This is a genomic window from Bradyrhizobium sp. CAR08, from assembly GCF_052871955.1.
The window spans coordinates 130,808-148,071 of the sequence record NZ_JBIXJX010000013.1 but is presented as its reverse complement, the minus strand read 5'-3'; the positions used below and the strand labels follow the sequence as shown (position 1 = coordinate 148,071).

The following is a 17,264-nucleotide window of genomic DNA, read 5'->3' as shown; positions in this document are numbered from 1 at the left end:
TGCGGCTTCTCCGCTGCCAAGGCGGAGCGAGCTACTTCCCGCCGGTCATCGCCGCGGCGATCTTGCCTCCAATAGCCTCAACCGCGCGCCGTGCCGCCTCATCTGCCAGATGGGCATACCGCTGCGTAGTACTCGGGTCGGCGTGGCCGAGCAGGGTGCCGATTACAGGCAAGCCCATCTGGTCGCCGACTCCCGTGGAGGCAAAGGTGTGCCGCAGATCGTGGATTCGAACGCCGCTCACGCCGGCGCGCTTACAAATCGCGGCCCACGGCCGCTTCAGATCTGAGCGGGGCTTTTCGTGCTTCGTGCCGGCCGACTCGCCAGCAATCATGTAGCTCCCAAGCTTCGTTAGCCCCTTGATTATGTCGACGGCAGCTGTCGGCAAGAACACCGTCTTTTTTCCGGTCTTTGAATCCGGCAGCCGCAAAACACCTCGCTCAAGGTCGACCTCCGACCACCGCAGGTTAAGTATCTCACGCAGGCGAGCGCCGGTGAGCATAAGAAGCCGGATTGCCGCAGTAGCGTAGGGGCTCATGACGACAAGTTGCCCCTTTGGCGCGTGCTTAGTTGTGCCCGCATCCACCGGCAGGCCGATGGTCTCCGCCTCAATCATTGCGTTGCCGATCGCCAGCATCTCGGCGGTAGTCAGGAAGCGCTCGCGACCTTCTTCCTCATTCAGCTTGATGCCGGAGGCCGGGTTCATGCCTTCCTGCACGTGACCATGACGCGAGCCCCAGCCATAGGCGGCGGACAGCAGCTTGATAGCGCGGTTCGCCGAAATGCGGGCCTCGCGGGTCATCAGGGCGTGGGCGCGCTGTACATCAACCCGCGTCAGCGAGGTGGCCTTGGTCGAGCCCAGGCGCGGCTTGACATGTTTCTTGAGCAGCATGCGGTAAAGGCCTGCGGTGGACGCTTTTTTGTGCTCAGCGACGTATTCCTCGATGTATTTCGAGACCAGCTCCTCAACCGTCAGACTCGCCCGCTCATCGCTTCGATTTTGAGCTAGGTCTTTCCCGAGCGCCGCGTTTGCAATCGCCCTACGGGCCGCCTCGCGGGCCTCATTGGCCTTGAGGGTGCCAACCCGGCCGAGCTTCAGCCGCTTCTTTGAACCGCCGGCCACAGGGCGGAATTCGGCGAAGTAGGTACCGGTGCCGGTAGTCGTGCGGTACAGCCCGAAGCCCGCCAGTTCATTGTCGAAGTAAAAGGTCGTTTTGTTCGGGACCGCCGACTTCGTAAGCGCCGCCACGCTCTCGGTTGTAATCTTGATTGTTGCCATGCCCCACCGAATTTATAGCCAATATGTAGCCAGCAATATGCCTGCCGGCCGCGAAAAGGCAAGTGGACATGGGTTGGACAACGTTTGATTTGCAGCGGTTTTTTGCCCTTCGTCCAACTGCAGGAATGGCTATAAAACAGGTCGTTTATAACTGGGAGACTAGGGGTCGGAGGTTCAAATCCTCTCGCTCCGACCAATTTTACCAAAACATCTGTCAGGTGGATTAACGGGCGGCGAGGTGCTGCCGCCGGTGACGTATGCCGCGCGATCAGCAGCGGGTGGCTGCTTCGGTGGCCGGCAAACCGAAATGCCGAAAACAACCCCATGCACAGTAGCGAAGTCATTGGCGGGATGATGTTTTTCCGAAGGGATTTGACGCGTCAATCCGCTCAACGGCCGTTCCGCTCGCTTGCGCCGATTACTACGTTCTTGGGGACGCGCGATCTGCTGCACAACAGCGTCTAATTTATTTTGCGACGATACCATTCGAAAAAGTGTTTCACGTCGGAGCGACGGGAGGTGACAAATCGATCACCGACCATCGTTGCGCCGAGGTTCTAGCGGCCTCTCCGCTGCCGCTCTCTACTGCCTTGCAATGGATAGACTGTCGAACGGTTGCCGAGCGTGAAACCCTCTGTGACATGCTGGGGGACTGTGCAAAGTCTTGGTCCAACAAGATTATCGTGTCCAATGATTTGTTGGTATTTGAAAGGAAGTATGTCTTCGTTGAGTATGTCGGAATTGTCGAAAATGGGCTTGTATTCGAGCTAAATCCGCGAACGGACCAAAAGCCAATTTCCGTCAAAGTAGTTGCAGCCGACTCGACGGGTAAGGAGGTAATACACTTCGTCAATAGGGAGATGGTAGCCCACCCTGAAGCGTCGATACGGCGCTGGCGAATTGCAGCTTCTCTGCCTCATGGCACGTACCGTGTTCGTATCGAGCTCGAAGGCCATCTGGCGTTCTGCGCAAACGTCAAGCATGGCGACGAGTTGGTCTGACGGTTTTCAGCATGCCCGCGCGGAAAGACCATGCGGCCCCCGGGGCGTTTCCTCGTTAGTAGTGTTGGTATGCGTCGTCTTGGTATCAGTAGTTTTGCGGGACCTTAGGCGTGGCCCTTGATCTCGTAGTGACCCGGCACGCATTTGTAGCGATCGAGCCGCCAGTTGGCGTGGTAGATCGGATGCTCGCCCATCCATTTCGCCAATGGAGCCTGTGCGCCGATCGCACACTGCATCATCGACATCTCGGGCGTCATGTTGCTGTCGGTCACGATTTCCTCGATGCAACTGCCTGAGCTGGCTGCACTCAGCCGGCAGAGCACGGCAACGACGGTCACGAACATTCCAGTCACCTCATCGGTAGTTTCTGACCACGAAGAGGATGCAAGCGGAGTGCCAGAGCCTGTGACGCAAACAACACGCTGACCTGGCCGACTCGACCCAGCGTCCGGACTCCATTTAAGGATTCGGATTGTAAAAAAATTGCCCCTAAACCGAAGCCGGGCAAATACGGGGAACCGGGTCAATAATAACCGCGGGGATGTCGAATGCTGGGAGCAGCGCCGCGCCGGTGGCGCTTCACAGGCCGCGCGCAGCCGCTAGGCTTTCAGACCGCGGCCACCCGCCAAAGAGCGGGACCGCCACAAGGGATATGGAAACGCGAGGGCACACCATGAAGACACGACCGACCGGCGTAATCCCGCCGATGACGACGCCGTTCCGGAAGGATGGCGAAATCGACTACACCCTCGTAGCAGCCCAGGTCGACTGGATGATCGGCGCCGGTGCACACGGCGTCGCGGCCGGCGGCTCGACCGGCGAGGGGCATACGCTCGATCACGAGGAATATCGCGACCTGATGGAGGCGACGGTCGCCGCGGTGAAGGGGCGCATTCCCGTCATCGCCGGCATCATCGTCGACTCCACCCGCGATGCGATCCGCCGCGGCAAGCTGGTGCGCGACATGAATGTCGCGGCGCTCCAGGTCACGCCGGTGCATTATCTGTTCAAGCCGGACGACAAGGCGATGGTGGCGCATTTCCGCGCCATGGCGGACGAGACCGGCATGCCCATCATCATCTACAACGTGGTGCCGTGGTCCTATCTTTCGCCGGCGCTGCTGACTCGGATCATGACCGAGGTGCCGCTGGTGGTCGGCGTCAAGCAGAGCGCGGGCGACCTGAAGCTGTTCGCGGACCTCATGATGATGGCGCCGGACAAGCTGATCTACAGCGCGGTCGATGCCCTGATGTATCCGTCCTACACATTGGGGGCCCATGGCTCGATCGCCGCGATCCTGACCGCCGCGCCGCATGCCTCCGTCGCGCTGTGGGATGCGGTGAAGGCGGGTGACCATCCGCGCGCGATCGATCTGCACAAGAAGCTGTTGACGCTGTGGAACGCTGTCATCGCCGACAATCTCCCGGCCTGCACGCGCTATGCGCAGACGCTGCAGGGCTTGCCCAGGACTTACCCGCGCGCGCCGATGCCGGAGCCCTCAAGCGCGCAGCAGGCGGCGATCCGCAAGGCGCTGGACGGCCTCGGCGCGTTGAACGGGCGGCGCGTCGACGCGGCCGAATAGTCCGCGCCCCGAAATAACTGATGAGCACGGCAGCGCCGATCCGCTTTTACCTGCGGATGCGGCGCTGCTACATTTTGCGCGCGCTCCGATGCGTGGCGTAGCCATGAAGAAACATACCGACAAGGGAGGGGCCGAAAGTCCCATGAATGATTTTGCAGGAAAGATCGCCGTCATCACCGGCGGCGGTACGGGAATGGGACGCGAGCTCGCGCGGCAGCTCGTCGCCGAGGGCTGCAATGTCGCGATGTGCGACGTCTCGGAAGCCGCGATGGCCGAGACCAAGCGGCTGTGCGAGCTCGAGAAGCTGCCGCAGGGCCTGCGCGTCACCACCCATGTCGCCGACGTCTCGATCGAGGATCATCTCAAGCGATTCCGCGACGAGCTCGCCGAGCAGCAGAAGACCGACCGGATCCACCTCCTGTTCAACAACGCCGGCATCGGCGGCGGCGGCAGCCTGTTCACCAACACGCGCGAGCAGTGGGAGCGCACCTTCAACATCTGCTGGGGCGGCGTCTATCTCGGCGTCCGCACCTTCCTGCCGATGCTGGTCGCGGCCGACGAGGCCCACATCGTCAACACCGCGAGCGTCAACGGCTTCTGGGCCTCGATCGGCATGAACCAGTCGCACACCGCCTACAGCTCGGCGAAGTTCGCCGTGAAGGGATTTACCGAAGCGCTCATCAACGACCTTCGCCTGCACGCGCCGCACGTCAAATGCTCGGTGGTGATGCCCGGCCATATCGGCACCTCGATCGTCTCCAATTCGCGCAAGGTGCAGAGCGCCGACGGCTCGGAGCGGCTCAACGCCGACGAGGTCGCGCTGACCCGCAAGCGCATGGTCGCGGCCGGCGTGCCGGATGCCGACAAGATGTCGGACGAGGACATCCAGGCGGCGTTCGCCGAGCGCGCCCGCAGCTTCCTCGAGGATGCGCCGACGACGGCGGCTCAGGCCGCCAGGATCATCCTCGACGGGGTCAAGGCGGAGCAATGGCGCATTCTCGTGGGCGAGGATGCAAAGCGCCTTGACGAGCGCGTTCGTGCTACGCCGGAGCAGGCCTACGACCGCGCCTTCTACGAAAGTTTTACGCAGGAGGTCGGCTGGCGGCTCGGCTGACGCAGGCGACGAGCGCGCGCCGATATAGGTATGATGCGCATCATGGCAAGAGGCGCGCAGGCAATTTCACGTGCCACCTCTTGCCAGTTCGCTGCCGGCGTTTCTTGGCCGTGTCGGCCACTCCTGACGCATTGGAATGTCACGCATGCGACACATCCCTGCGTTCAAGCGATGGTGATCTCGAACGGCTCTCATTGGGCGCGCCGCAGCTTGGTCAGGGAACCAAAATAGTTTATTCAGTCACGTGTAAGGCGATGACCAGAGCGTAGCTCCCGATGATACCCGCATGCCTCTCCGACGACTGGATCCTTTGCCCGGAGCGAGAGGACATCTCCGCTGAGTTCACGCGGCTCCTCACCGCGGCCCAGGACGGCGGCGCCACGATCGCCGAATGCCTGATGATCGCGCGGCAGCTGAAGCGGGGCGACGACCAGTCCTGGCATCGCGAGTGGAAGAAGCTGGCGCAGGCCAATCGCCATCGTGCCGAGGCCGCGTTCGCGGAAGGTCACAGGGCGACCGCGCAGCGCAATTGGCTCCGCGCCATGAATTACTACAGCGCGGCCGCAATGCCGCTCGATCAGGCGGACGAGCGCCGCTGGGTCGCGGTCCTCGCGATGCAGGATTGCGCCCGCCGCTTCCTCGCCGCGCGCGACCCTGCCGGGGAAGTCGTGACGATACCCTGGCTCGACGGACATTCGTTGCAGGGCTATTTCCTGCCCTCGCACGCGCCGTTGGGACGCGTGCGAGCCCCGACCGTGATCTGCATCGGCGAGCCCGGCCATCGCAAGGAAGAGTTTCTGTTCAAGCTCGCGCCGCACGCGCGCGAGCGCGGCTTTTCGCTGCTGGCGCTGGACCTGTTCGGCGACCAGCGCGACGATTATCTCGACGCGCTGTTGCGGCGCCGGGATCTCGAGAGTGCGATTCCGTGCGTCATGGACTATCTGGAGACGTGCAGCGAGGTCGACTTCGAGCGCGTCGCGATCGTCGCCGATGGCTGGGGCTCTTCCTTCGTGGCGCGCGCGGTGCTGCAGGAGCCGCGGCTTGCCGCCGCCGTCTGCGATGGCGGCCTGTGGGACCTGCACGAGCGGGCCTTCTTTGCCAGCCGATTCGCGATGAGCGACGTCAGCATCGTCCCGGTGCCGCACGCTCCGCTGATGGCCTCCAGCGCCGACTGTCCGGTGCTGATCACGCTCGGCGAGGACGGCTGGCTCAAGGCCGATCGGGCGCGTCAGATCGTCCAGACCTCCCGGCTCGGCAGTTCGGATGTCATGTTGAAGGTGTTCACCGCGGCCGAAACCGGCGCGGCGCAGGCCCATGCGGACAATCCGAGCCTTGCCAATGAATACATCTTCGATTGGCTGGAATCGCGGCTCGGCGCCGCGCGGCGCATCTGAGAACGTCGCCTCAGAAGTCGAGGGTCAGGCGGACGCAGGCCTTTTCGAGACGGGTCTTCAACATCGCGAGCTTGGTGGTGAATTCCGTCAGCTCTTTCTCGTCGAACTCCTGGAAGACGAATTCCTTGATCGTCTTGTACTGCTCGTTGAGGCTCGCCAGGTGCTTTTGCGTCTTCTCGGTCAGGGACAGTCGGACCACCCTTGCGTCGGTCGGCGAGGGGCGGCGGCGCAACAGGCCCTTCTTCTCGAGCAGCTTGGACTGGGTGGTGACGAACGACGGATCGACGTGGAGCAGTTTCGAGACGACGTTGACCGGAATGCCGTCGTCCTTGTCGAGGTCGGAGATCGCCATCAGGATCAGCCATTGCGGGCCGCTGATGCCGAGCGTTCTCGCCCAGAACTGACGCAGCTCCTCCAGATACATGTTGATCGACGATATCTCCCAGGTGAAGCGCCTGATGATATCCAGATTGCCGATGGTGCGGAGGCGCGCCCCTTCTTTCCTCGTCGCTGACACAGCGTCACTCCCGTGATCTGATTTGTATGCGGCCGGTGTCGTGCAAGCCATAGTCCACGCAAGCCTGCTCTGACGCAAGTGCAGAGCAGGGTAATTTTGTCAGTAAAACTACAAAGATGATCAGCTCACGGAATCGGTTCGCAATGGTGTTGCGAACGGGGCACAGGTTTAGCAAAACCAACAAAGCTGACTAAATAAGGTATTTTGATTACCGAAAGGCGCAGGCATATTGCTTCGTGGCGGTGGGGGGTACTCGATCGTCCCGTTGCAGGTGGTTTGCTCACGTCCCTCGCGTCGAAAGAGGGTGTGTCCGAAGCGCAAAGCGGCCGAGCGGATTTCAAAGACGGGGATCTTGGGGGGCCTCACAGTCCGGTCTTCGTAAAATGAGCAACTTGGAGGTTTTAATATGAAAGTGGTGAAGAGCCTTTTGCTCGGCACTGCGGCGGGTCTGATCGCCGTCGGTGCAGCTCAGGCGGCTGATCTTCCGGTCAAGGCCAAGGCGGTCGAGTATGTGAAGGTCTGCTCGCTCTACGGCGCGGGTTTCTATTACATCCCGGGCAGCGACACCTGCATCAAGCTGGGCGGCTATCTGCGTGCCGAAGTGGCGCTCAATGCCGGCGGCAATTACAGCGCCCAGTACAACAACGTCTTCGCGGCCAACAACCGCCTGACCAACTATTACTCGATGCGCGCTCGTGAAGATCTCAACATCGACACCCGCACCGCAACCGAGTACGGCGTGGTCCGCACCTATTTCGATGCGGTCTTCACCTGGACGACCGGCAACTATGTCGGCGCCGGTTCGGGAACGGGTGCGACCCAGTACAGCGGTACGCTCGGCCTCAACGCCGCAGGCACGAGCCTGATCGGCTCCAGCGGCGGCGCCGTCAACGGCACCGACGGCACGATCTCGGGCGGCGCGCTCGGCGTCTACTACGCCTTCATCCAGTTCGCCGGCTTCACCATGGGTAAGGCCGTGTCGCAGTTCGACGCGCCCTGGATCAACTATCCCGGCAACAACTTCGACCAGCTCGTCGGCGGCAGCGGCACCACCAACGGTGTTGCCCAGTTCACCTACACTGCCGATCTCGGCCAGGGCGTGACGGCGATCGTCTCGGCCCAGGACCAGACGCAGGTGTTCCAGACCGCGCTCTGGAATACGGCCGGCATGTCCACCGCCGGCGTCCTCGGCGGTGCCTACGGCTCCAACGATCTCGGCGGCACCCGCTCCCCCGATCTCGTCGGCACGCTCCGTGTCGACCAGGCCTGGGGCCTGTTCCAGGCCTCGGTCGCTGCGCACGACAACCACGTCGGCTATTACGGCGCGAGCGAAGTAACCGGTCATCCTGAAGACAAGTGGGGCTGGGCCGTCCAGCTGGCGCTGTCGATCAAGAACATCCCGACCGGTGCAGGCGACGTGATCAACATCTCGGGCGTCTACACCGACGGCGCGAGCCGCTACAACTTCCAGGAGCTGGCAGCGACCAGCTACTCGATGTTCGGCGGTTCGGGCGGCGCGTATCAGAGCATCGGCTTCGCCGGCGTGTCTGACGCGGTGTTCGCACCCGGCAGCGGCCTCGAGCTGACCAAGACCTACGGCTTCCGTGGTGCCTACACTCACAACTGGAGCCCGTACTGGAATTCGGCGCTTTATGGTGCGTGGGCTGCCGTCAACTACAGCGGCACCGCCAAGGGCATGATCTGCGGCAGCGCCGCGTTCGCGACCCTGACCGGCACCTGCAACCCGGACTTCAACATCGGCCAGATCGGTGTCATCACCCGCTGGACCCCGATCAAGAACCTGACCTTCTCGGCTGACTTCACCTACAGCCATCTTGACCAGAAGTACTCGGGCGTGATCACCACGCCGGCGCTCACCAGCGTTGCCAAGCCCGCGGCGACCTATGAGCTAAAGGACCAGGACACCTACAGCCTGTTGGTTCGCGCCCAGCGCAACTGGTAAGCTCAAGACCTTCGGATAGAACGCAGCCCCGGCGGGACACCGCCGGGGCTTTTTTATGAGGTGGGCTTCTTTGCGAGCGGGCGTTCGGAAATCCGGCGGCACGTGCGGGCGACGAAGACGAGCCATGCGAATCGATCGGCCCAAATTTATTTACTTACCTGAGCTACTAAGCTATATAGCTCCCAGCCGATGACGAAAGTTGCGGCTCTGACTTGATGCTAAACCTCCAGAAACCTCCGGCAATGCCCTGCCGGAGGTTTTTCGTTTTGGGCATGGCTCCAGGACTCGCCCCCAGGACTTGGCTCTAGCCGCGCATGACGCGCGCGCGGGAATTCGGCCGGTAGGCGAGGCGGCTGTGGCCGGCGCAATAGGACTGGCCGTCGGGTGCGGAGTTGCCGCAGAAGCAGAAATCGTCGGCGCCAGGTGTCGAGATCGGCCAGCGGCAGCGGTTCTCGGCAAGCTCGAGTAGCGAGCAGCGATTGGCGTCGTCGATCGGACCGGTGACCATCGGCGCGCCGGTCTCGCCGTAGATCGTGGCGAGCATCTCATATTGCAGCCGCGGCACGGTCCGCGGCGCGCGCGCCGGCGCCAGGCCCCTGTCGTGAACCTTGCGATCGTCGATGGTTCGGCCGCGCGTGAGATTGAGGCGAGACAGCTTGCCGATCACGGCGTTGCGGCTGACGCCAATGTCGGCGGCGATCTCGCGGCAGGAGAGCCCGGCCTCGAAATGCTGCCTCAGAAGTTCGATGCGTTCGTCGGTCCAGGTGGGTGAGAGAACAGGCATGTGTAACGGTCCCAGGTTGCAGATGTCGGCCATCCGCCTCTCGAGATCCGTCCGCCTCACGTTCGGCGCGCGCTCACGTCCTGCCATTGTCGCGAATCGACAAAAGCCCGTCCTTGATGGCGAGACGGATGCCTTCCTCGATCAAGGTACGTGCGACGCCGGGAACGCTGGTGCCGTGGGTGCCCTGTCTCACCAGCTTCTCCAGATAGGTGATGGTCGAGAGCGCCAAGGTTACGGGAATGCGGTCAGTCTCGGCTTTTTCGGTGGCCATGGCCGAACGCTAGCCTCTTACTCGGGTACATAAAAGTTACGATTAAGACTCTATTTAGCTTTGGAGGCAGAAGTCAAATGCAGGCTGCGGCGCCTGGTCAGCCCGTTGAATCGCGAGGGAAATTTAGGCATGACAAGGCACGCCGCGCGGCAGGCCGGCGGCGGCGTGGCTTCGACCGGTCAGGAGTGGGCCGGTCGGCTCAGCCGTGCACGATCGTCTTTTCGATCATGCAATGGATGCCCTTGGAGCCGTTGACGGTCTGGGTCACCCGCAGATCGGCCGCCAGGCTGCACAGCGTATAGGCGTCCTCGCGCGACAAATTGCGCCTCTCGCCGAGCAGCACGATCATGTCGCGCAGCGCCCGCACCACGCACTGGTCCAGATCGGGGTCCATCGCCATGGTCATGTAATGCGTCGCCGTCTCGCCACGGGGATAATCGAGCCTGAGGTCCTTGCGCAGCGTCAGGCGAAAGCGGCCCTGAAGCGCGGTCTCGATCGCGGTGACGCAAACCTCGCCGTCGCCCTGCACGCCATGGCCGTCACCGCAGGAGAACAGCGCGCCCGGGACGAACACCGGCAGATACAGCGTCGCCCCGGCGCCAAGCTCCTTGTTGTCGAGATTGCCGCCCATGGCGCGAGGAACGAGCGAGGAGATGCGGCCCCAGGCCGGCGGCGGCGAAACGCCCATCACGCCGAAGAACGGCTTGAGCGGCAGGTCCAGCCCCCACGGCATGCGGGCGACCATCCGGGAACGGTCGAGCGGGATGTTCAGAATGCGCGTCTCGTGGAAATCGTCGGGCAGGGTGCCGGACAGCGGCTTGATCATGTTCCAGCCCCAATCCTGCCGGAGCTGGACGTCGAGGATCTCGACCGCGAGCACGTCGCCGGGCTCGGCGCCCTCGAGCGCGATCGGGCCGGTGAGGATGTGGCCGGGCAGCATGCGCTCGTTCTTGGCATGAACCTCGTGCATCTCGGGCGGAATGTGAAATTTGCTGCGGTCGGGCAGCATGTCCGGACCGCCACTGATGGTGTCGACCGTGACCTCGTCACCGCTCGCGATGGTGAGGACGGGCTTGAGCGCAGCCTCGAAGAACCCCCAATGGCAGGTCTCGGGGCTGGAATGCAGGTGGTGATGGGTCATGTGGCGTCCGTCCGTTTCACAGGCCCGGGCTTGACCAGGCAATCGATCCTCTTCCAAGAAGCTTTCTGAAGATCGACGGGCGGGTCAAGCCCGCGCGCACCAGGCACGATCATTCCAGCGAGGCTCCCCTGCTTTTTGTCCTGTCCAAGACCCTCGGCGCCGCGGTGCTGCCGATCAACTTGATGATCGAACTCGGGATCGTCTCGGTGGTCCTGATGGCGACGCGCTTTGCCGCCTTCGGCCGCAAGCTCGCCGCGGCCACGCTGATCCTGCTGGCGCTCGCCGCGTTTTCGCCGCTCGGCAACCTCTTGCTCTATCCGTTGGAGTCGCGTTTTCCGCCGTGGGATCCGTCGCGCGGTGCGCCCGATGGCATCATCGTGCTCGGCGGCTCGATCGACACCGATCTGTCGGCGGCGCACCGCACGCCGGTCGTCGCGCACGCGGCCGATCGCCTGTTTGCGCCGGCCGAGCTCGCGCGCCGCTATCCGAACACGCGCATTGTCTTCACCGGGGGCACCGCGAACCTGGTTTCGACGGACTCCCGGGAGGCCGACTACTCCGCGCCCATCCTGGAGAATCTGGGCATCGCGAAGCAGCGCCTGATCCTGGAGCGGGACTCCCGCAACACCTACGAGAATGCCATCTTCACCAAACAATTGGTGTCGCCGAAGGCGGGCGAACGCTGGCTCCTGGTCACGTCGGCCTTTCACATGCCGCGTTCGATGGGAATCTTTCGCAAGGCGGGATTCGACGTCGAAGCCTATCCCGTGGACTGGCGAATGGGCGGGCGTGACGATCTCTTCTCTTTCACCAATGTCGGCACGGACGGGCTCGGCCGAACCGAGGTCGCCGTGCGCGAATGGATCGGGCTCGTCGCCTACCGCCTGATGGGCCGGACTGGCGAGTTGCTCCCGGGACCGGCGAAGGACTAGAACCGTTCAAGAAGCAATAACAGCACCGGCTCACGGTCGCCGGCCCCGGAGGACGCCATGCAACAGCAGAGTGCAGACAGCATCGATCTTGCCGGCCTCGTCGCCGATCTCAACAGCCTGTTGCGACTGAAGACCACGGTGATCGGCATGAAGCTGTTCGCGCGGACCGCGGACATGGAGGCAATTCCGAAAATCCGGCGGCCGAACGCGGTCCACACCACCGACCAGATCGTCAGCATGGCCGCGCGTCTGGGCTGGACAGTGGGCATCATGGCCGACGATCTCGTCGGCGCGCAATGCCGCGCGGTGATCGGCCTTGCACCGCAGGACGAGAAATGGCTCGCCGGCGAAAACTATGTCGGGGTCTGGCACGGCACCGCGGAGGACGCACGCAAGCGCCAGGAGGCGCTGGATGTGGTTCCGTTCGGGCAATATCAGGCGCTCGCAGTCAGTCCGCTGTCGAGCGGCCGGCTCGATCCGCCCGACATCTGTCTCGTCTATGCCACGCCGGGGCAGATGATCATCCTGATCAACGGGCTGCAATACACCGGCTACAAGAAGTTGGAATGGGGCGTGGTCGGCGAGACCGCTTGCGCCGATTCCTGGGGCAGGGCGCTCAAGACGGGCGAGCCCAGCCTGTCCTTGCCATGCTATGCCGAACGGCGCTATGGCGGCGTGCCGGACGAGGAGATGCTGATGGCCCTGAAGCCGGAACATCTCGCCAAGGCGGTTGTGGGCATGAAGGCGCTGGCGAAGAACGGCCTGCGTTATCCGATCCCGCCCTATGGTATTCAAAGCGACGTCCGTGCCGGCATGGGCGTGAGCTACGCGAAGAAGTAAAGCAAAGGCGGATCATGAGCTCTGCGAAATTCGACATCGTCGTTTATGGCGCGACCGGTTTTACCGGCCAGCTCGTCGCCGAATACCTGACCCAGCGTTACAAGAGCGACCACGCGCTCAAATGGGCGATGGCAGGCCGCAGCCTCGGCAAGCTGAAATCGGTCCGCGATGCGATTGGCGCGCCCGGGAATACGGCGTTGATTGTCGCGGATGCGTCGGATGCGGCTTCGCTGAAGGCGATGGCGGAGCAGACGATGTCGGTGATCACCACCGTCGGCCCGTACCAGCTCTACGGCGAGGAGTTGCTCGCGGCCTGCGTGGCCACGGGCACGGATTATTTCGATCTCTGCGGCGAGCCGATCTGGATGCGCCAGATGATCGACAAGTACGAGGCGGCTGCAAAAGAGAGCGGCGCGCGGATCGTGTTGTCGTGCGGCTACGATTCCGTGCCGTTCGAGCTCGGTACGTTCTTCGTCCAGGAAGAGGCCAAACGTGTCTTCGGCGCGCCGGCCCCGCGGGTGAAAGGGCGTGTGCGCGACATGCGGGGCACGCTCTCGGGCGGCACCGCCGCCAGCGCTAAGGCGACCTTCGATGCGGTGGCCAAGGATCTCAGCCTTGTCGCGATTCTCAACGATCATTTTGCGCTGACGCCCGGCTTCACCGGCCCGAAGCAGCCGAAAGGCAACAGGGCCGCCTTCGAGGAGGATCTGCAATCCTGGGCCGCGCCGTTCACGATGGCGCTGATCAACACGCGCAACGTTCACCGCTCCAACATGCTGATGGGATTCCCCTACGGCCAGGACTTCGTCTACGATGAGATGGTCCTGACCGGTCCCGGCGAGAAGGGGGAGGCCAACGCCAAGCTCGTAATGGCTGCCAATGCAGGCAAGACCGGCCCCGACGCACCGAAGCCGGGCGAGGGGCCGTCGAAGGAAGAGCGTGAAAACGGTCTGTTCGATCTGCTCTATGTCGCGATCGCACCCGATGGCCGCATGGTTCGCGCCGGCGTCACCGGCGACCGCGATCCCGGCTACGGCTCGACCTCGAAGATGATCTCCGAATGCGCCATCTGCATGCTGCGGGACACGACTGACGTCGCAGCCGGCTTCTGGACCCCGGGCGCGGCGATGCAGCACAAGCTGATCAAGCGGCTGGTCGAGAATGCCGGGCTGACGTTCGCGGTGGAGAAGTAGAGGCGGTCACTTGCCGCAATCACGGTGTCATCGTCCGGCTCGACCGGACGATCCAGTATTCCAGAGACGGCACCGATTGAATCGAGAGGCCGCGGCGTACTGGATGCCCGCCGCAGTGCGCAAGTGCGCACAAGGCGGGGATGACAGCGTTCGTGCCACTACACCGCCCGCGCGTCGTAGGCGTACATGAACTCCATGCTTTTCGCGCCCAGCGGCAGCAGCCATTTCATCATCTGATTGCGAATCCACGCGCCGGTGGCGCTGAACTCGCGCTTGTTGTTGCCGTTGCGGCGGGCCATGGCGACGATCTTTTCCGTGCGCGGGCGCCGTTCGGCCTCGAAGGCCTGGAAGGTGGCGCCGAGCTCCCGGCCTTGCTGCATCCACCGGGCGAGGCGCATCGCATCCTCCAGCGCGAGCGAGGCGCCCTGGCCGGCATGGGGGCTGGTCGCATGGGCGGCATCGCCGATCAGCAGCGAGCGCTTGCGCGACCAGGTCGGCAGGGTGGCGACGTCGAGCGTGTCGGTGACCACGATGTTCTCGGCTGCCTCGATGATGCCAGGGATCGGATCGTGCCAGCCGCGGTGGAAGCCGCGCAGGTGCTGCTTCAGCGTTGCATGGTCGAGCGCGCGAAACATCGCCGCGTCCATGCCGTGCGCGGGTTGCGTGCTCCACCACATCACGCCGTCGTTCGGATCGGGGCTGCAATAGCCGTAGCCGAAGAAGCCGCTCTGTCCGAACGTGGTTTCGACGTGCCGGCCGATCGGCCGGCCATCGAGGACGGCGTGCGGTACGAAGCCGCCGAAGCCGATCAGTCCGGTATCGAACGGCTGCGGCCCGTCCGGGACGACTTGGCGCCGCGTCACCGAGTGCACGCCGTCGGCGCCGATCACGAAGTCGCCTTCGGCCGTGGTACCGTCGGCGAAGTAGGCGATGATCGGCTGGTCGGCGCGATCCTCGATCTTGATCAGGCGCTTCTCGAAATAGAGCGAAACGCATGCGCACCAGGCCTTGTCGATCAGCATCTCGTTCAGCGTGGCGCGGCAGACATTGACCGCGGGCTGGCCGAAACGTCGCGCCATGTCGCGGTTGATCGATCCGAGCCTCTCTCCGCCTTGCGAATAGAAGTCGAAGGATTCCGCGATCGAGCCGCGGCTGATCAGCTCATTCGAAAGGCCAATCTCGTCCATGACTTGCATGCCGTTCGGCGCGATCTGAAGGCCGCCGCCGATGCCTTTCGAATAGGGCCAGCCTTCGTAGATCGCGGACTCGATGCCGGCGCGGCGCAGCAGGACCGCCGCGACGGGGCCGGCGATGCCGGCGCCGATGATCAGGGCCTTGCGAGGACGATAGGACATGGCTTGCTCCCGACGTTTCCCTGGTGCTAGGAGAATTACAGTCGCTAAATCTCTTAGTGACTAAGATATATATCGACTAAGATATGAGGTTTGCCTTGTCAAGGACGAAGGCGCGCGCCGCGCTGCTGCAGGAGCTCGAGGAAGCGATGCGCAGGTCGTCCGCGCAGGGCGTGCTTTATGGCCAGACCGTTGCGAACGTTGCCGGAATCGCCAATTCCGACCTCGAATGCATGGACATCCTGTACCTCGAAGGCCGCGTCACCGCCGGCCGGCTCGCCGAAGTCACGGGGCTCACGACCGGCGCCATCACCGGCGTGGTCGACCGGCTCGAAAAGGCGGGCCTGGTCCGTCGTGAGCGCGACGATGCCGATCGTCGCAAGGTCTTCATTGCGGTCGTGCCGGAGGCGATCGAAAGGCTCGGCCAGTTCTACGTGCCGATGCAGCAGGCGATGGAGAAGGTTTTTGGCGGCTATTCCGACCAGGAATTGCGCCTGCTGCTGCGCTTCGCCAATGAGGGCTACAAGGGCGTGCTGGCGGCGACCGCGGCGCTGAAAGGCCTGCTCGACACGCCGCCCGAGAAACGCCCCGATCTCAAGCTGAAGAAGCTTCGTCGCCAGCCCTGATCTTGTAGATCTGCGCAGCCGCGATCATGCCCCACATCGCGCCCAGCATCATCCAGAAATGCCGCCAGTGGTCGGTGTCGATCACGAAACTTTCTCCGACGGTGCCGACGAAGGCGGAGAACACCGCCAGATAAGCGCGCTGCCAGGGCACCGGCACGAAGATGTGCCTGACGCCCATGATGACGGTCGTGAAGACCAGCGCGGGGTAGCAGATGCCGGACAGCCAGCCGCCCGACATGAAGGCGTTGAGATAAGAGTTGTGGGTGTCCTCGGGGAAGAAGCGGTGGAATTGCAGCGGGCCGATGCCGAACGGCAGGTCGAGCGCCATCTCCGCTCCCAGGATGTGCCGGCCGAACCGGCCGAACCTGCCTTCGTCGTAGCTCTGGTCGAAGCTCGCGCGCTGCTTGAACATTTCGGCGGTGGAATCGAACGACATCAACACCGCGATCAGCGCGAGGCCCAGCACCGCGGCCAAAATCGCCATGACGATGATGCGCGAGCGCTGCGCGTTGGTGCGGCTGGTCAGCACCATCAGCGCCAGCATGAAGGCGGATGTCAGCACCAGCCCGCCCCAGGCGGCCCGGGAGAACGCGAGCAGGATCGCGAGCGACATGATGCCGAAGGCGATGACGTTGCGGAGGGCCTTGCCGAACTTGTCGGAGACGACGCTCTGCAGCGAGAACAGCGCCGGCAGGATCAGGAAGGCGCCGAGCACGTTCGGATCCTTGAAGGTGCCGCGCGCGCGTCCGTACAGTGTCAGGAGGTCGTCGCCGCCGGGAACCAGGTGGAAGTAGCCGGCGACCGCCGACAGCGAGGCGACCATCGCGCCGATCACGAGCCCGCGGCGGAGCATGTCGAGCCGGGCAGCGGTGTCCTCCGACGTGACCATGGCGAAGAACACGACCGTCACCGCCATGTACCAGGAGGTCGCAATCCAGCTGACCACCTCGGACTGCTCGAACAGCGGGATCGCGCTGATCGTATAGCCGATATTGAGCAGGACCAGCATCAGCACCAGCGGCATCAAAGCGAGCCGCAGACGCAGTCCGGTGGCGAAGAAGGTGACGGTGGCCAGCAGCGTCACGATCTCGTAGGGGCTCGGCTCGATGAACACGATCGCGCCGGAGGCGCCGACCAGCCATACCAGCGCGCGCTGGAGCGCCAACACGCCGGGCGCGGCCCGAACCGCTGCATTCATCTCCCCGGCTGTTGCCGCATACGCCATCACACGCTCATACGTTTACGCAACTGGTACGCCACAAATACCGCTGTCATCGC

The 17,264-nt window shown here is 63.4% G+C and carries 17 protein-coding genes; 9 read left to right on the top strand and 8 right to left on the bottom strand.

Annotated elements, in window-relative coordinates; all coding sequences use genetic code 11:
* Positions 1-31: 31 nt before the first annotated feature.
* Positions 32-1,276 (bottom strand): tyrosine-type recombinase/integrase, encoded by a 1,245-nt coding sequence (locus ACIPUD_RS26095; RefSeq protein WP_446481805.1) that lies wholly within the window; start codon positions 1,274-1,276, stop codon positions 32-34.
* A 683-nt stretch (positions 1,277-1,959) separates the two neighbouring features.
* Here ACIPUD_RS26095 and ACIPUD_RS26090 point away from each other — a divergent pair.
* Positions 1,960-2,277, top strand: a complete 318-nt coding sequence (locus tag ACIPUD_RS26090) for a hypothetical protein (RefSeq protein ID WP_446481804.1) — start codon at positions 1,960-1,962, stop codon at positions 2,275-2,277.
* 104 nt (positions 2,278-2,381) lie between these two features.
* On the opposite strand, the gene ACIPUD_RS26085 is transcribed toward ACIPUD_RS26090, so the two are convergent.
* Positions 2,382-2,621, bottom strand: a complete 240-nt coding sequence (locus ACIPUD_RS26085) for a hypothetical protein (protein ID WP_007611067.1) — start codon at positions 2,619-2,621, stop codon at positions 2,382-2,384.
* A 329-nt stretch (positions 2,622-2,950) separates the two neighbouring features.
* Between ACIPUD_RS26085 and ACIPUD_RS26080 the strand changes: the two genes are divergently transcribed.
* The 3 genes from ACIPUD_RS26080 (at position 2,951) to ACIPUD_RS26070 (ending at position 6,367) form a co-directional block, all read left to right on the top strand.
* A complete protein-coding gene (locus ACIPUD_RS26080; protein WP_446481803.1) occupies positions 2,951-3,859 on the top strand; it encodes a dihydrodipicolinate synthase family protein in 909 nt (302 codons plus the stop codon).
* Between the two features lie 142 nt (positions 3,860-4,001).
* Positions 4,002-4,973 carry an SDR family NAD(P)-dependent oxidoreductase gene (locus tag ACIPUD_RS26075; RefSeq protein WP_446481802.1) on the top strand — a complete coding sequence of 324 codons (972 nt, stop codon included), beginning with the start codon at positions 4,002-4,004 and terminating at the stop codon, positions 4,971-4,973.
* Between the two features lie 275 nt (positions 4,974-5,248).
* Entirely contained in the window at positions 5,249-6,367 is a 1,119-nt protein-coding gene (locus ACIPUD_RS26070; RefSeq protein WP_446481801.1) for an alpha/beta hydrolase family protein, read from the top strand.
* A gap of 10 nt (positions 6,368-6,377) precedes the next feature.
* On the opposite strand, the gene ACIPUD_RS26065 is transcribed toward ACIPUD_RS26070, so the two are convergent.
* Positions 6,378-6,884, bottom strand: coding sequence for a MarR family winged helix-turn-helix transcriptional regulator (locus ACIPUD_RS26065; RefSeq protein WP_007611061.1), 507 nt, complete (start codon positions 6,882-6,884; stop codon positions 6,378-6,380).
* A gap of 406 nt (positions 6,885-7,290) precedes the next feature.
* On the opposite strand from ACIPUD_RS26065, the gene ACIPUD_RS26060 reads away from it, so the two are divergent.
* Positions 7,291-8,847 carry a porin gene (locus ACIPUD_RS26060; RefSeq protein WP_085353395.1) on the top strand — a complete coding sequence of 519 codons (1,557 nt, stop codon included), beginning with the start codon at positions 7,291-7,293 and terminating at the stop codon, positions 8,845-8,847.
* A gap of 304 nt (positions 8,848-9,151) precedes the next feature.
* On the opposite strand, the gene ACIPUD_RS26055 is transcribed toward ACIPUD_RS26060, so the two are convergent.
* From ACIPUD_RS26055 to ACIPUD_RS26045, 3 genes are all read right to left on the bottom strand, one after another.
* A complete protein-coding gene (locus tag ACIPUD_RS26055) occupies positions 9,152-9,631 on the bottom strand; it encodes a GcrA family cell cycle regulator (RefSeq protein WP_018455139.1) in 480 nt (159 codons plus the stop codon).
* Positions 9,632-9,704: 73 nt separating this feature from the next.
* Positions 9,705-9,902, bottom strand: coding sequence for a hypothetical protein (locus tag ACIPUD_RS26050; protein ID WP_007603456.1), 198 nt, complete (start codon positions 9,900-9,902; stop codon positions 9,705-9,707).
* Positions 9,903-10,101: 199 nt separating this feature from the next.
* The gene (locus ACIPUD_RS26045; RefSeq protein ID WP_446481800.1) at positions 10,102-11,043 is read right to left on the bottom strand and encodes an acetamidase/formamidase family protein; all 942 of its coding nucleotides are present in this window, start codon (positions 11,041-11,043) and stop codon (positions 10,102-10,104) included.
* A gap of 164 nt (positions 11,044-11,207) precedes the next feature.
* Between ACIPUD_RS26045 and ACIPUD_RS26040 the strand changes: the two genes are divergently transcribed.
* Genes ACIPUD_RS26040 through ACIPUD_RS26030 form a run of 3 tightly spaced genes read left to right on the top strand, consistent with a single transcriptional unit; the run spans position 11,208 to position 14,008 of the window.
* Positions 11,208-11,975 carry a YdcF family protein gene (locus tag ACIPUD_RS26040; RefSeq protein WP_085384761.1) on the top strand — a complete coding sequence of 256 codons (768 nt, stop codon included), beginning with the start codon at positions 11,208-11,210 and terminating at the stop codon, positions 11,973-11,975.
* A gap of 57 nt (positions 11,976-12,032) precedes the next feature.
* The gene (locus ACIPUD_RS26035; protein ID WP_446481799.1) at positions 12,033-12,815 is read left to right on the top strand and encodes a DUF169 domain-containing protein; all 783 of its coding nucleotides are present in this window, start codon (positions 12,033-12,035) and stop codon (positions 12,813-12,815) included.
* Between the two features lie 14 nt (positions 12,816-12,829).
* Positions 12,830-14,008, top strand: a complete 1,179-nt coding sequence (locus tag ACIPUD_RS26030; RefSeq protein ID WP_204511369.1) for a saccharopine dehydrogenase family protein — start codon at positions 12,830-12,832, stop codon at positions 14,006-14,008.
* A 158-nt stretch (positions 14,009-14,166) separates the two neighbouring features.
* Here ACIPUD_RS26030 and ACIPUD_RS26025 read toward each other — a convergent pair whose 3' ends face one another.
* Positions 14,167-15,363 carry an FAD-dependent monooxygenase gene (locus ACIPUD_RS26025; RefSeq protein ID WP_446481798.1) on the bottom strand — a complete coding sequence of 399 codons (1,197 nt, stop codon included), beginning with the start codon at positions 15,361-15,363 and terminating at the stop codon, positions 14,167-14,169.
* 146 nt (positions 15,364-15,509) lie between these two features.
* Here ACIPUD_RS26025 and ACIPUD_RS26020 point away from each other — a divergent pair, with 146 nt between their 5' ends.
* Complete coding sequence (locus tag ACIPUD_RS26020) at positions 15,510-15,986, top strand: MarR family winged helix-turn-helix transcriptional regulator (RefSeq protein ID WP_051462695.1); 477 nt, start codon at positions 15,510-15,512, stop codon at positions 15,984-15,986.
* On the opposite strand, the gene ACIPUD_RS26015 is transcribed toward ACIPUD_RS26020, so the two are convergent.
* Entirely contained in the window at positions 15,955-17,211 is a 1,257-nt protein-coding gene (locus ACIPUD_RS26015; protein ID WP_247369842.1) for an O-antigen ligase family protein, read from the bottom strand. The two genes, ACIPUD_RS26020 and ACIPUD_RS26015, sit on opposite strands and share 32 nt — an antisense overlap.
* Positions 17,212-17,264: the final 53 nt, after the last annotated feature.

What these genes read in the sequence shown, in the direction of transcription:
- ACIPUD_RS26095 (WP_446481805.1), bottom strand. Translation starts at nt 1,276, where the DNA reads ATGGCAACAATCAAGATTACAACCGAGAGCGTGGCGGCGCTTACGAAG.
- ACIPUD_RS26085 (WP_007611067.1), bottom strand. Translation starts at nt 2,621, where the DNA reads ATGTTCGTGACCGTCGTTGCCGTGCTCTGCCGGCTGAGTGCAGCCAGC.
- ACIPUD_RS26080 (WP_446481803.1), top strand. Translation starts at nt 2,951, where the DNA reads ATGAAGACACGACCGACCGGCGTAATCCCGCCGATGACGACGCCGTTC.
- ACIPUD_RS26075 (WP_446481802.1), top strand. Translation starts at nt 4,002, where the DNA reads ATGAATGATTTTGCAGGAAAGATCGCCGTCATCACCGGCGGCGGTACG.
- ACIPUD_RS26070 (WP_446481801.1), top strand. Translation starts at nt 5,249, where the DNA reads ATGATACCCGCATGCCTCTCCGACGACTGGATCCTTTGCCCGGAGCGA.
- ACIPUD_RS26060 (WP_085353395.1), top strand. Translation starts at nt 7,291, where the DNA reads ATGAAAGTGGTGAAGAGCCTTTTGCTCGGCACTGCGGCGGGTCTGATC.
- ACIPUD_RS26055 (WP_018455139.1), bottom strand. Translation starts at nt 9,631, where the DNA reads ATGCCTGTTCTCTCACCCACCTGGACCGACGAACGCATCGAACTTCTG.
- ACIPUD_RS26050 (WP_007603456.1), bottom strand. Translation starts at nt 9,902, where the DNA reads ATGGCCACCGAAAAAGCCGAGACTGACCGCATTCCCGTAACCTTGGCG.
- ACIPUD_RS26045 (WP_446481800.1), bottom strand. Translation starts at nt 11,043, where the DNA reads ATGACCCATCACCACCTGCATTCCAGCCCCGAGACCTGCCATTGGGGG.
- ACIPUD_RS26035 (WP_446481799.1), top strand. Translation starts at nt 12,033, where the DNA reads ATGCAACAGCAGAGTGCAGACAGCATCGATCTTGCCGGCCTCGTCGCC.
- ACIPUD_RS26030 (WP_204511369.1), top strand. Translation starts at nt 12,830, where the DNA reads ATGAGCTCTGCGAAATTCGACATCGTCGTTTATGGCGCGACCGGTTTT.
- ACIPUD_RS26025 (WP_446481798.1), bottom strand. Translation starts at nt 15,363, where the DNA reads ATGTCCTATCGTCCTCGCAAGGCCCTGATCATCGGCGCCGGCATCGCC.
- ACIPUD_RS26020 (WP_051462695.1), top strand. Translation starts at nt 15,510, where the DNA reads ATGCGCAGGTCGTCCGCGCAGGGCGTGCTTTATGGCCAGACCGTTGCG.
- ACIPUD_RS26015 (WP_247369842.1), bottom strand. Translation starts at nt 17,211, where the DNA reads ATGGCGTATGCGGCAACAGCCGGGGAGATGAATGCAGCGGTTCGGGCC.